Genomic DNA, 13,208 nt, shown 5'->3' on the forward strand with positions numbered 1-13,208 from the left:
CGTCATGTCCAGTCACGTTTCAAACCGGCCATTAACATCCAAGGCGGGAAGCTGGACGTTACCTGACTATCCCCCGCAATTGACGCACCGCCATCCCGACCGTCACGGGCGTTGATTCTTTCCCGAACGAAGGCCTCTATCATGCAACTTGCCATTCCTCGGCGGTGCACATACCGTCAGTTGAACAATGGACCCCCTGCCAAAGGAGCCGGCCGCCCCATGCCTGCACAGAAGCCGTCAGTCAGTCCGCCAGATGCGGAAAGCTTTGACCACGCCAGTGCGATAGAAGCCTGTGCACGAGGAGACGAGGCCGCGTTCCGCAGCCTTTATGATCTCGAATCTGGCCGCATGCTGGCGCTCGCCATGCGCCTGTTGAACAGCCGCGATCAGGCGGAAGATGCCGTCCATGACGCCTTCATCAAGCTGTGGTCCAACGCGGGCCAGTATCGCCGTGAACTCGGCAATGGTCGCGCCTGGCTGTTTACCATCCTGCGCTATCGCGCCCTGGATCAACTGCGCGCCCAGGGGCGGACACCACGCGGCGACAGCGATGCACTCGACACGCTGGCCGATTTGCTCGCCAATCCGGAAACCGCGGCTGGTGACAGCCAGACGGCCCATCAGTTGAGCGACTGCCTGGGTGAGCTGGAAGTGCCGCGTCGCGAACCCATTCTGCTAGCCTTCTTCAAGGGACTGACACACGAGCAGATCGCCGAGAAGCTGAGCGCACCGCTTGGCACCATCAAGGGACGCATCCGCGCCGGTCTCAAGCTACTGCAGGAGTGCCTGTCACGATGAATAGCCCCCTGATTCCCGGATCTCCCGAAGAACAGAACCTGCTGCTGGGTGAGCATGCCCTCGGGCTGCTGGACCCTGAGCGTGAGGCCGAAGTGCGCGCCTGGATCGAGCGCGATGACAATGCCGCACGCATGGCCCTGCGCTGGCAGCAACATTGGTTGAGCGTGAGTGACCGCCTGCCGCCGGAGCCTCCTTCCGACTCATTGTGGAAGCGCATCGACGCCAGCCTGGTGCGCCTCAAGCAGTCCTCCGCCACCCGCGATGACCCAGATCAGGCCAGCGCCTCGGCCAAGGCGCCCTGGCTGCTGCGCTGGCTCGGCGGTGGCCTCGGACTGGGCCTGGGGGCAGGTCTCGCCCTGGCACTGGTCATGCAGATGGGCCCCTTCTCCCCCAGCGCGCCGCTGGAAGGCACGTCACCGGAGATGGCTACCCAGACACCTGACGGCGACGCGCAACGCATGGTCGCTATCCTGCAGACACTGGAAGATCCGGGCACGCCGACCTGGGTGGCCAATGTCACGCCCAGCGGTGGCCTGCAGCTGACGCCGAAGGTTTCCATCGAGCGCCCGACGGAGCGCGCCATCGAACTGTGGACCCTGACCGACCCGCAAGAAGGGCCGCGTTCACTGGGACTGGTCGATCCGATTGCCGGCATCGAACTCAGCGCCGAGCAGATCGGCAGCATGAGCCCGGGCCAGCTGCTGGAGATGACCCTGGAGCCAGAAGGCGGCTCGCCGACCGGCAAACCGACGGGCAAGATTCTCGCCATCGGTCGCCTGGTGGACCTCAATCAGCGTGATAGTTGATAGTCGTCATATCAGCCCTCGAGCATGACGGCTGCCGATAGTGGCGCTTTCTGATGCTGTAATTTCACAGCGAGTCTCACGGGAAAGCGCCCTATCGATCTACTCAAGACCTGCTCTAGGCCTGCTCAAAGAGGGGGTCCGTCGTCTGACGTCAGTCAAACGCCAGACATGAAAAAGCCCCGCAATCGCGGGGCTTTTTCATGTCTGGCAGCATCAGCTAGCTAGCAAGCCAGTGCTCAGCTTTCAGTGCGCTCGAGCCAGGATTCGACGGTTTCAGCACCGTGCTCTTCCTTCCACTCTTTCAGCTGCTTGTGGTTGCCACCACGCGTCTCGATGACTTCACCGGTATGCGGGTTCTTGTAGACCTTCAGCTTGCGCTTGCGACGCACGCCACCGGTCTTGCTTTCCGGTGCGGCAGCAGCCGGCGCCTGGGACGCTTTCGGGTCCAGCAGGGTGATGACATCACGAGTGGACTTGCCGTACTCGCCCATCAGCGCGTCCAGCTTGTCCTTGAATTCGAGTTCGTTCTTCAGACGGTCATCATTGCGCAGGCTTTCCAGCTGCTCTTGAAGTTTCTTGAGCTCTTGCTCTTTCTGCATGAAATCAGTCAACAGGGACATGAGTATCTCCAGGATGTCGGGACAGACAGTTGAGTCACGAAAACACGATGCTGAAAGAGGCTCGGCGATATTCATCTGCCGTACATGTTTAACAGCGCGTTTTCATAAAGACTTGTGCAGGACACTCGGGACAGTTAAGCGCCCACACCAGATCAAGGGCGATTATAGACCGAGTCAACTGCGAGGTGAAGTCTTAAATAACATGTTTCCAAAGTATGCAATCTTTCCGAGCAATGCAATAGCCAGCTAAAAAACAGTACTCACTGCCCAGGCACTTCATTATCTCCTGTCACAACTGAAGACAGATCTGACAAAAGCGTCTCTGCAACAACACGAAGACGTCTTTACCACGTCCTGATATCAGGCTTGAGGGCCCGCCATCACTAGGTCTCCAATATTCACGAGATATGCACAATTCATGACAACACCCCATCAGGAAGTATTATGCAGCCACTTTCCCGTTGGTGTTTCGGCGTCAGATTGCAGACTTTCGGGGTAGAGCTGTGATTGCCTGCGCACCTCGAAAAGCATGCACCTGAACGAACAACAGAAGTCCATACTAAAGCAGGTGGCGAACTAATAGTGGTGCAAAATGCAACACTTTCTCCAGAAAGCGTCACTTCAAAAACACCGTCAACCTGATAGAATGGTCAAGGTTGACAAAGATTGAGCTGTCATCACGCCACTCCACTCTCCCGCCACTCGCAGAGATACTCCATGCCATTCTCCCAGATGCCGACCCGCGATACGGACTCACTTTCTCTCTGGCACCCTTATACCCAGATGCAGGACATGCCAGCACCACTGGAGGTGGTCGGTGGCACGGGAGCCCGCATGACACTGGCAGGAGGTGAGACACTGCTGGATGCGACGTGTTCCTGGTGGTGCATGATCCATGGCTACGGACACCCGCGCCTCGTCGCGGCCATTCAGCAGCAAGCGGCAGAACTCTGCCATGTGATGCTGGGCGGCATTCGCCATCGACCGGCCAAGGAGCTTGCCGAAGCGCTGGTGCGCGTCACCCCCGAGGGCCTGAATCATGTCTTCTTCTCGGATAGCGGCTCGGTGGGCATGGAAGTCGCCATGAAAATGGCAGTGCAATATCAGCAACAGCGCAAAGACCGCGATGACACGCGCGGACGGACGCGCATGCTGTCATTGATGAAGGCCTATCACGGCGATACGGCGGGCTGCATGGCAGTGTGTGACCCTGAGGAAGGCATGCATTCCTTGTTCGCCGATTTCCTGCCCAGACATCATTTCGCACCGGCGCCGACTGCCGGGTTCAGTGCCAGTCGTGACGAGGTAGCAGACGATATCAGCGCATTGCGCGCCTGCCTGGAAACACACCAGCATGAGATAGCGGCATTGTTGATGGAGCCTCTCTTGCAGGCGGCAGGTGGTCTCAACATGTACTCGCCCTACTATCTTGAGGCGGCACGCGAGTTATGTGATGAGTTCGGAATCGTATTGATCTTCGATGAAGTCGCGACCGGCTTCGGTCGGACCGGCAAGATGTTTGCCTGTGAACACGCCAATGTCTCTCCCGACATCATGGTGCTCTCCAAGGGACTGACGGGGGGATATCTGGGACATGCCGCCACCCTGGCCCAGAGTCATATCTTCCATGCATTTGATGGCGAGGATGCCAATAGCGCCTTCATGCACGGCCCGACCTTCATGGGCAATCCGCTGGCCTGTCGGGTAGCACTGGAAAGTCTCGCGGTATTCGAGGAAGAGAATTATCTGGGCAAGATTGCCGAGCTCAATCAATTGTTGCGCGACACCCTGCTGAACTTCTCCCATCCCGCCATTCGCGATGTACGCGTATTGGGTGCCACGGCGGTGATAGAAGTACACGATGCCAGCAGTCTGGCAGGCGCTCAGGCCCATGCCCGTGAACTGGGTGTCTGGTTACGTCCCTTCGGTCGCTGGCTCTATACCATGCCGGCCTATATCACCTCGCCACAGGACTTGCGCCAGATCACTCATGCGATGACCAGCTACTTCGAGACTCTGGAACAGTGATGCACTGATACACAACATGACTGCCCCTGGCGATGCTCATCAAAGGCGATTGCCATCAGAGGCAAGCGCCATCAGGGGCAGTCACTCTCGAGCGCCACCAGTCTCGAGAGCCGTCACCATGAGAGGCATTCACCCCCACAGACGGGCTTCGAGTGCCTGATACTCCTCTGGCGAGAGCTGGCCGCCCTTGACCAGTTTCCTGAGGAAGTGACGATAGCGACGCGCGACCTTGCGCCGTGCCAGCCAGGCGACGCTGGTCGCCAGCGGAATGAAGTCAGGGTTCGAGATACCGTCGATCAGCCACAATCTGGGCGGCTGGTCGTCGCTGAACTGGACCACGATATTGCGATCATTGAGATCAGACGGAATCAACCAGCGTTTCTCGAGATAGCGATAGAGATTGGCCAGCTCGCTCACCAGCACCTCGGCGCTCAGGCGCTCGGGAGTCTCGAGATGCACCTCGCGCAGTCGACGTGACGTGGAACCGTCACTGTCGAGAATCAGATCGAAGACCAACCCGAGCCCCTCGGCGGTGGCGACACTGCCATGGTAGGCAGGTACATAGGACCAGTCGCGCATGCCACGTCTGACCAGGCCCTCGAAATAGCGTTGCTCGCGTTCATTCTGGCGGCTGCCCTTGTCAGGGTAACGCGGAACCTTGATGCAGCGATGGGGGTCGTTCGGGTCCTGATAGACACGCCGATCATTTCCCATGCCGATGACGCGGGCATTCTCCAGCTCCAGCATGCGCACTCCTGTTGAATAACGCCTGCGACTGCAGCCGCCGGGCAGCGTGGCATTCTACAAAAAGCCGTCATTGCACGCCAACTTGTGCCATCTGGCAGCGCCCACGTTCATCGGCCATTCAGCTTGCGCTGCCCTTCTGGTAAGATAATGCGCCGTTTTTGACGGCATTCAGGAGGAAGCCGCAGGAACACTGCGACAGCAAGGCATTCGTCACGAATGTACATGTCATGCGAGGCATTGCCCCGGGATCGGGTGGCCACGCTCCCACAGTTCGCCCGCTCTGTCCGCAACACTCCCAAAGCTGGCACAACCCCACATAGAGGTACTCGCATGAATGCGGTAATTCTGGCCGTCCTGGTCATGGTCGGCCTGTCGTTGGCTCGCGTCTCGGTCGTCTTCGCGCTGGTCGCCGGCGCCTTGGTCGGCGGTCTGTTCAGCGGCCTGTCTCTGACTGATACGCTCGGCGCCTTCAATGACGGTGTCGGCGGCGGCGCCAAGGTCGCGCTGGCCTACGCCACCCTCGGTGCCTTCGCCGTCGCCCTGTCTCGCTCCGGTTTGCCGGACCTGCTCGCCGCACGCCTGATCGGCCTGCTCAATGGCGAAAGCACACCGCGCCGCCAGACGGCCATCAAGTACGGCCTGCTGGGCAGCGTGACCCTGGTCGCGATTTCCTCCCAGAACCTGATTCCGGTCCACATCGCCTTCATCCCGATCCTGATTCCGCCGCTGTTGGTCGCCATGAACCGCCTGCGCCTGGATCGTCGCGCCGTGGCCTGTGCACTGACCTTCGGCCTGACCGCGCCCTACATGCTGCTGCCGGTCGGTTTCGGCTCCATCTTCCTCAACGACATCCTGCTGGCCAACATCAATGATGCCGGCCAGTCGCTCGGTCTGGACGTGACCCGTGGCATGGTGCCGATGGCGATGGCGATTCCGGTCGGCGGCATGTTCCTCGGCCTGCTGACGGCGCTGTTCGTCTCCTACCGCAAGCCGCGTGACTACGCGACCCGCGAGATCAAGTCCAGCAACGTGCCGCACCACACGCCCATGCACACGCCGTCCAAGAGCGGCCTGATCATGGCAGGCGTCGCCATCATCGCCGCCCTCGGCATTCAGCTGTATTCCGGCTCCATGATTCTCGGCGGCCTGGTCGGCTTCGCCATCCTCTCGCTGGGTGGCCTGTTCAAGTGGAACGAAGCGGATGACCTCTTCACCTCCGGCATGCGCATGATGGCACTGATCGGCTTCATCATGATCTCGGCGGCTGGTTTCGCTTCCGTGATGAAGGCCACCGGCGACATCCAGACCCTGGTCGACGCCTCCTTCCATATCATCGGTGACAACAAGCCGCTGGCCGCACTGGTCATGCTGATGGTCGGCCTGTTCATCACTCTGGGCATCGGCTCCAGCTTCTCGACCATTCCGATCATTGCCGCCATCTACGTGCCGCTGGCGCTGCAATTCGGCTTCTCGCCGCTGGCCACCGTCGCGCTGATCGGCACCGCCGCCGCGCTGGGAGATGCCGGCTCACCGGCCTCTGATTCGACCCTCGGCCCGACTTCCGGCCTGAATGTCGATCAGCAGCACGACCATATCTGGGACAGCGTGGTGCCGACCTTCATCCACTACAACATCCCGCTGATCGTATTCGGCTGGGTGGCCGCGATGACGCTGTAACCCCCCCTGAGCAAAAGCCTCGCGCCCAAGCGAGATGCCAGACGTGCCAACGCCCGACAGCGAGGACCTTCCTCACTGTCGGGCGTTGTCGTTATTGAGCCTGCTCAGGCCCAATAAATGGGCACAGTTACTGGACAGCCATCCAGTCTTTTAGCATGATGCGCGCATGCGCAAGATCCTCCACGCCGACTGCGATTGCTTCTATGCCGCCGTCGAGATGCTCCGCCATCCCGAGTGGCGCGACGTGCCCATCGCCATCGGCGGCCGTACCGAGCAACGCGGTGTCATCGCCACCTGCAACTATCCCGCGCGTGCCTTCGGCGTACGCTCGGCGATGTCGACTGCCCGCGCGCTGCGCCTTTGCCCACAGCTGATTCTGGTGCCACCGGACTTCGAGCGCTACCGCGCCGTCTCCGCCGAGATCCAGGCACTCTTCCATGAACTGACGCCCTTGGTGGAGCCCCTCTCGCTGGATGAAGCCTATCTGGATGTCAGCGCCGTGACTGACTTTCAGGGCAGCGCCACCTGGATGGCGCGCTGGCTGAAGGAGGAGGCGCTCAAGCGCACCGGCATCACACTCTCCCTTGGCGTGGCCGCCAACAAGTTTCTGGCCAAGATCGCCAGTGACTGGGAAAAGCCCGACGGCCTGACGGTGATCACGCCCGAGACCAGCGACGCCTTCATCCGCCAGCTGCCGGTAGGCAAGCTGCACGGGGTCGGCCCGGCGACGCTGGCGCGCCTGACACGCCTGGGCATCACCACCTGCGAGGACATGCGTGGCACGCCGTTGACGACACTGGCCGAACACTTCGGCAAGTTCGGCACCCGCCTGCACGAACTGGCGCACGGCATCGATGAGCGACCGGTACGTGTCGAACGCGAGCGCAAGTCGATCAGTGTCGAACACACCTTCGATCACGACCTGCCTGACCTGCCGGCTTGTCTCGAGCGCCTGCCTACCCTGCTCGAACGCCTGACCAGCCGACACGCCCGCCATGACCAGCCGGTGCTGGCCAAACAGTTCGTCAAGATCCGCTTCAACAACTTCGAGAGCACCACGCTGGAAAGCCTGCTCCCCGCCTCGACCACCACGCTGCCAAGCGCCAACAGCTTCGCCCTTTTGATGGAGCAAGCCTGGCAACGCGGCCACCGCCCTGTCCGCCTGCTGGGTGTCGGCGTGCGCCTCAAGGCCCGCGAGGACGCCCAGCAGCTGGGATTGTTCTAGCTCGCACCAGTCGCTCCCCCATCCCAAAACAACAAAGCCGGCACCTGAAACAGGTACCGGCTTCTTCGTCATGACCTCAGGTCGATGACAGACTCATGCGTTGAGCAAGCGAGGCTCAGGCGAAGACGATGGTCTTGTTGCCGTGGATCAGCACGCGATCCTGCAGGTGCCAACGCAGCCCGCGCGCCAGCACTTTCTGCTCGACATCCCGGCCGATGCGCACCAGTTCCTCGGCGGTATGGCAGTGAGTGACGCGATGGATGTCCTGCTCGATGATCGGGCCGGCATCCAGCTCTTCGGTCACATAATGGCAGGTCGCCCCGATCAGCTTGACCCCACGTCCGAAGGCCTGGTGATACGGCTTGGCGCCTACGAAGGAAGGCAGGAAGCTGTGATGGATATTGATCAGGCGACCGGCATAGCGCTCACATAGGCTCGGCGGAATAATCTGCATGTAGCGCGCCAGCACGATGCAATCGGCCCGGGATTCTTCCACCAGACGCTCGACCTCGGCAAAGGCCGGGGCCTTGTCATTCTTGTCGACCGGCACGTGATGGAACGGAATGCCGTGCCATTCCACCAGCGAGCGCATGTCATCGTGGTTGGAAATGACGCAGGGGATCTCGCAATCCAGATCACCGGACTGCCAGCGATGCAGCAGGTCCACCAGGCAATGGGAGTCTTTGGAAACCATCAACACGACACGCTTCTTGGCAGCGGTGTCATGCACGCGCCACTGCATGCCGAACTCTTCGCCGATCGGGGCGAAGCGCTTGCCGAGCTCATCGGCGCTCAGGCCGATGGTTTCGGGGTTGATCTCATAGCGCATGAAGAAACGACCGGCGCCAAGATCAGAATGCTGATTGGCTTCGGTGATCCACCCGCCCTGCTCGGCGATGAAAGTGGAAACTCGGGCGACAATTCCGACCTGATCAGGGCAGGACACCACCAGGCGATAGGCGTGAGACATCGTAAGTTCAACCATTGTGATAGCGGGAATGATGTTCAGCCGGCGAAGCGCCGGCCTGCGCGAGGAATCATGACACCGCCCGTAAGCAGCCCCTCGGCAAAGGTGGGCTATTGTAGCTGATCACGCGACCTGAAACAGTGCTGAGCCCCGATTCTGTCCATATGGTCAATACGACATTGCGATGAGCGGCCATCACGCCAGCCCACCTCAAGGCGTCACGCGGACGGCTGGACCGCCACCGAATCAGCTCGACCGGACAACAGCGCCATTTGTGGCGCTTCGCGGGATTCCCGTATAGTTGAGCCACATTTTATAGATGGCATGACATCCATGTTGAAACCCCGCGTTCAAGTCCGTCAGAGACAACGTCCGCCGCTGCACCTGCTACCGCTGGGTGGCTGCGGCGAGATCGGCATGAATCTGACGCTGTATGGTTATCAGGATCACTGGATTGCCGTGGATTGCGGCATGATGATTCGTCAGGACCTGCCAGAAGGTCCGTTGCAGGTACCCGATATCGAGTCCCTGGCAAGTCTGGGCATCAGCCCGCAGATGTTGGTGATCACCCATGGCCACGAAGATCACATAGGCGCAGTCGCCTGGCTGTGGCCGAAATGGCGCTGCCCGATCATCGCAACGCCGTTGGCGGCTGGCCTGCTGCGTGCCAAGTTTGCCGAGCGCGAGCTGGAAACCTCCAGCCTGCAGATCATCGAGGTGGATGAAGGCTTCGAATCCGGTCCCTTCGCGCTGCGATTGTTGCCGCTAACCCACTCCATTCCGGAAAGCTGCTCGTTGCTGATCGTCACGCCGGAATACCGCGTGATGCATACCGGCGACTGGAAGCTGGACCCGGAGCCGTTGATCGGCGAGCCCACTGATCCGGAGCGCTATCAGGCATTGGCACCGGTCGATCTGGTCGTCGGCGACTCCACCAATGCACCGCTGGCGGGTCATTCGCGCAGCGAGGGCGAGGTGGCACGTGCGCTGGAGAAGACGCTGGCCGGCTGTCGCGGACGCGTCGTCGTGACCTGCTTTGCCAGCAACCTGGCCCGCATACTGGCGCTGGGGCGCGCCGCCGCACGCAATGGCCGCCGCATCACGCTGCTGGGTCGCTCCATGGAGCGCATGGTGCGCGTCGCCCGCGGCCTCGGCTATCTGGAAGACTTCCCGCCGCTGGTACCGGTGAAGGATCTGGGCTATCTGCCCCCGGAAGAGGTCATGGTGATCGCCACCGGCAGTCAGGGCGAGCCGCGCGCCGCGCTGTCACGCCTGGCCAATTCCCGCCATCCGGACTTCGAGCTGGCTGCCGGCGACACCGTGATCTTCTCTTCAAAGGCGATTCCCGGCAATGAGCTGGCCATCGGCAAGCTGCACAACGCGCTGACACGCCTTGGCGTCGGCATCATGGAAGAGAAGCAGTTCCCGGACCTGCACGCCTCCGGGCATCCGGCGCAGGAAGAACTGCGCACCTTCTATGGCTGGCTGAAACCGGTACGTCTGCTGCCGGTGCATGGCGAATATCGCCACCAGCTGGCTCATACCCAGGTGGCACAGTCCCTGGGCATCGAGGCACCGCTGATTCCCGTCAATGGTGACGTGATTCGCCTCGATGCTCAGGGGCTGTCGGTGGAGAAACGCCTGACACTGCACGAACGCATCATCGAGCATGACAAGGTGCGTCCGCTGGATTCCATGGACCGCCGTGCCCGCGCGCGTCTCGGCCGGCATGGCAGCGTTTCGCTGGCATTGCCCGTCACGCTGCAGGAGGCAGGCTGGGTTCGCATTGGCCGCTTGATGCTGGATATCAGCGGTACCTCAAGCCTGGATGAAGACAGCTTCGCCGAGTGGCTGGATGACACCCTGGCAGGCCTAGATGCCAGCAATGAACGTGAACTCAAGCAGCAACTCGATGGTCGCATCAATCGCTGGCTGCGCAACCATCTGCGCCATGAGCCGGTGTTATTCCTGCATATCATGGCCATGAATCAGGAGTGAGTGTCGCGCCATCACCGAAGTGATGGCCACCTTGAGCTCACTGCCCTGCACAAAGCGGTGCATGAAAAAGCCCGCCCGGGAAATACCGGGCGGGCTTTTCTGCTGCTGGGAGGCGCTCAGGGATTGGTGATGGCGACATTGCCGTCTTGCCGACTGGCAATCTCGATCTCAAGCGCTTCAGCCACCTCCATGGCGTCAGGCCGAAGGTCTCAAACGGACTTGTTCTTCGGCGGACGGCCACGACGCTTGGGCTGATCACTGACCAGATCATCCACGGAAAGGCCAGCTTCGATCATCGCATCACGAATCTCGGCAAGCTTGCGCTCCTTGGCAATTTCTTCTTCGCGGCGCTGCTCATCTTCTTCGGCTTTCTGCTCGATCACCTCATTGATGACCTCGGAGAGCTTGTGCAGTTGTTCCATGGACAGCTGACGCGCTGCTGCACGAGCAACATTCTTGTTACGAGCGATCTTTTCGAGAGAATCGGCTGTCATTTCGCTACCTCCACCATATGCACTGAGCTGGAATCCCTGCGAGTCATCGCATTGGATGTGATAATGCAGCAAAGTATAAGCGCTAAATATGAACTAACAAGCCTTGTCAAAAGCAAGGCAGTGTTTCCATAGGATAGACCAACAAAAACCCCGCTTGATAGCGGGGTTCTTGTGAGCGCCTGTGAGTTATCCAGGATGGCTCGATCACCATGAGCGCCCTGACTGATGACGAAAAAGGACTCAGCCTCCCGTCATGTTCATGAAGCGAACGATCTGGACATCGCCATCCGTCGTGAAGTGATGACGTTCGGGCTTGAGGTGCATGGCATCGATGATCGCGGCCTTGAGTGGCTCGATGTCACCCGGGTGACGACGCATGATGTCACGCAGATCTAGCGAGTGCTCATTGCCAAGACACAGCAACAGCCGCCCTTCCACCGTGACGCGAACACGGTTGCAGGTCGAGCAGAAGTTATGACTGTGCGGTGAGATGAATCCCACCCGTGATTCGCTGTCCGCCATGCGGAAATAGCGCGCCGGCCCCAGGCTGTCTTCCAGCGTCGGAATCAGCGGATAACGCGTCTCGATGCGCGCCTGGACATCATCACTGGAGCAGAAGGTCTCCTCACGACCGTGATCCGAGACCTGACCCAGCGGCATCTCTTCGATGAAGCTGATGTCCAGCCCTTCCTCGCGCGCAAATTCGACCAGCGACACCACTTCGTGGTCATTGCGCCCTTTCAGCACTACCGCATTGAGCTTGATGCGGAAACCTTCCTCGCGCGCAGCACGGATGCCGGCGATCACCTTGTCCAGGTCGCCGGTACGCGTCAGCGCCTTGAAGCGCTCCGGGTCCAGAGAATCAAGGCTGATATTCAGCCGTGACATGCCGGCGGCCTTCAGCTGCGCGGCGTGCTTGGCAAGCCCAGCGCCGTTGGTGGTCATCGAGAAGTCCTTGAGCCCCTCGAGCGCGCCGATTTCATCGACCAGCTTGCCGATATCACGCCGCACCAGCGGCTCCCCGCCGGTCAGGCGAATCTTCTCGACTCCCAATTCCACGAAGGCACGCGCCAGCAACGCGATCTCTTCGAGGCTCAAGACCTCGTCACGCGGCAGAAAGGTCATCTCTTCGCTCATGCAATAGACGCAGCGAAAGTCACAGCGGTCCGTCACTGACAGGCGAACATAGCGGATGCGACGACCGAAGTCATCGACCAGGGTTTCCATCATGACTCTCCCGAAAACTTGGGTGTTGCCAGCGCTGATTGTCGCTCTTCGCGGCTGGCCTCGGCCAATGAGTCATCAGCCTTCTGTTGCTCAGCAAAGGGGGTTACCGATCCACCCTCTGCCATCACCGCAGACTCTGGATGCCAGCGCTCGAGTGCCTCGCGATCGCTCGAGCGTTCCCGTACCCAATAATCTCCTGTGGCGGTGTGCTCCTTTTTCCAGAAAGGTGCCCGCGACTTGAGATGGTCCATCAGGAAGTCACAGCCGGCAAAGGCTGCCTGACGATGCGCACTGGCGACCAGTACCAGCACGATATTGTCGCCGGGCTCGAGCCGTCCGACACGGTGAATGATGCGCACCCCGGTGAGCGGGAAGCGCTCGCGCGCCTCTGTGATCAGACGTTCGAGGCTACGCTCCGTCATGCCGGGATAGTGTTCCAGCGTCAGCGCGACGACATCCGGTCGCTGGTTGAAATCACGCACCAGCCCCGTGAAGGACACCACGGCACCGATATCGCCGCGCCCACGCGTCAGGACGTCCTGCTCGACACGCAGATCAAAATCGCTGGCCTGAATGCTGACCGAAAAGGCCTGCGCGGCTTCGTTTGCGACCTGGGTCATG

Annotated in this window: 12 protein-coding genes; 6 read left to right on the forward strand and 6 right to left on the reverse strand. The window is 60.5% G+C overall.

The genetic code is table 11. From position 1 onward, the window contains the following. Window positions 1–219 precede the first annotated feature (219 nt). A complete protein-coding gene (locus F8A90_RS11935; protein WP_166018558.1) occupies window positions 220–798 on the forward strand; it encodes a sigma-70 family RNA polymerase sigma factor in 579 nt (192 codons plus the stop codon). Continuing rightward, the gene (locus F8A90_RS11940) at window positions 795–1,604 is read left to right on the forward strand and encodes an anti-sigma factor (RefSeq protein WP_200017298.1); all 810 of its coding nucleotides are present in this window, start codon (window positions 795–797) and stop codon (window positions 1,602–1,604) included. The genes F8A90_RS11935 and F8A90_RS11940 overlap by 4 nt, the downstream gene beginning before the upstream one ends. A gap of 236 nt (window positions 1,605–1,840) precedes the next feature. Here the strand turns inward: F8A90_RS11940 and F8A90_RS11945 are convergent, their stop codons facing one another. Then, on the reverse strand, window positions 1,841–2,224 hold the full coding sequence (locus F8A90_RS11945; RefSeq protein ID WP_043336770.1) for a histone-like nucleoid-structuring protein, MvaT/MvaU family: 384 nt from the start codon (window positions 2,222–2,224) through the stop codon (window positions 1,841–1,843). Between the two features lie 717 nt (window positions 2,225–2,941). On the opposite strand from F8A90_RS11945, the gene bioA reads away from it, so the two are divergent. Further along, the gene (bioA, locus tag F8A90_RS11950) at window positions 2,942–4,252 is read left to right on the forward strand and encodes an adenosylmethionine--8-amino-7-oxononanoate transaminase (protein ID WP_233593310.1); all 1,311 of its coding nucleotides are present in this window, start codon (window positions 2,942–2,944) and stop codon (window positions 4,250–4,252) included. Between the two features lie 129 nt (window positions 4,253–4,381). On the opposite strand, the gene F8A90_RS11955 is transcribed toward bioA, so the two are convergent. Further along, window positions 4,382–4,999, reverse strand: a complete 618-nt coding sequence (locus tag F8A90_RS11955) for a YrbL family protein (RefSeq protein WP_200017299.1) — start codon at window positions 4,997–4,999, stop codon at window positions 4,382–4,384. A 330-nt stretch (window positions 5,000–5,329) separates the two neighbouring features. On the opposite strand from F8A90_RS11955, the gene F8A90_RS11960 reads away from it, so the two are divergent. Together F8A90_RS11960 and dinB are read left to right on the forward strand one after the other, a co-directional pair. Further along, complete coding sequence (locus F8A90_RS11960; RefSeq protein WP_166018564.1) at window positions 5,330–6,676, forward strand: Na+/H+ antiporter family protein; 1,347 nt, start codon at window positions 5,330–5,332, stop codon at window positions 6,674–6,676. A gap of 166 nt (window positions 6,677–6,842) precedes the next feature. Beyond that, window positions 6,843–7,901 (forward strand): DNA polymerase IV, encoded by a 1,059-nt coding sequence (dinB, locus tag F8A90_RS11965; RefSeq protein WP_200017300.1) that lies wholly within the window; start codon window positions 6,843–6,845, stop codon window positions 7,899–7,901. Window positions 7,902–8,016: 115 nt separating this feature from the next. On the opposite strand, the gene purU is transcribed toward dinB, so the two are convergent. Beyond that, window positions 8,017–8,871: a formyltetrahydrofolate deformylase gene (gene purU / locus F8A90_RS11970; RefSeq protein WP_166018566.1), complete on the reverse strand. Its 855-nt coding sequence runs from the start codon at window positions 8,869–8,871 to the stop codon at window positions 8,017–8,019. 414 nt (window positions 8,872–9,285) lie between these two features. Here purU and F8A90_RS11975 point away from each other — a divergent pair, with 414 nt between their 5' ends. Next, the gene (locus F8A90_RS11975) at window positions 9,286–10,866 is read left to right on the forward strand and encodes a ribonuclease J (protein ID WP_043336797.1); all 1,581 of its coding nucleotides are present in this window, start codon (window positions 9,286–9,288) and stop codon (window positions 10,864–10,866) included. Window positions 10,867–11,075: 209 nt separating this feature from the next. On the opposite strand, the gene F8A90_RS11980 is transcribed toward F8A90_RS11975, so the two are convergent. The 3 genes from F8A90_RS11980 to F8A90_RS11990 form a co-directional block, all read right to left on the reverse strand. Next, window positions 11,076–11,360: an H-NS family histone-like protein gene (locus F8A90_RS11980; protein ID WP_043336782.1), complete on the reverse strand. Its 285-nt coding sequence runs from the start codon at window positions 11,358–11,360 to the stop codon at window positions 11,076–11,078. Window positions 11,361–11,600: 240 nt separating this feature from the next. Continuing rightward, window positions 11,601–12,590, reverse strand: a complete 990-nt coding sequence (gene moaA / locus F8A90_RS11985; RefSeq protein WP_166018567.1) for a GTP 3',8-cyclase MoaA — start codon at window positions 12,588–12,590, stop codon at window positions 11,601–11,603. Continuing rightward, a complete protein-coding gene (locus tag F8A90_RS11990; protein ID WP_166018568.1) occupies window positions 12,587–13,207 on the reverse strand; it encodes a molybdenum cofactor biosynthesis protein MoaE in 621 nt (206 codons plus the stop codon). The genes moaA and F8A90_RS11990 overlap by 4 nt, the downstream gene beginning before the upstream one ends. Window position 13,208 lies beyond the last annotated feature (1 nt).

Source organism: Cobetia sp. cqz5-12, from assembly GCF_016495405.1.
Classification (GTDB): domain Bacteria; phylum Pseudomonadota; class Gammaproteobacteria; order Pseudomonadales; family Halomonadaceae; genus Cobetia.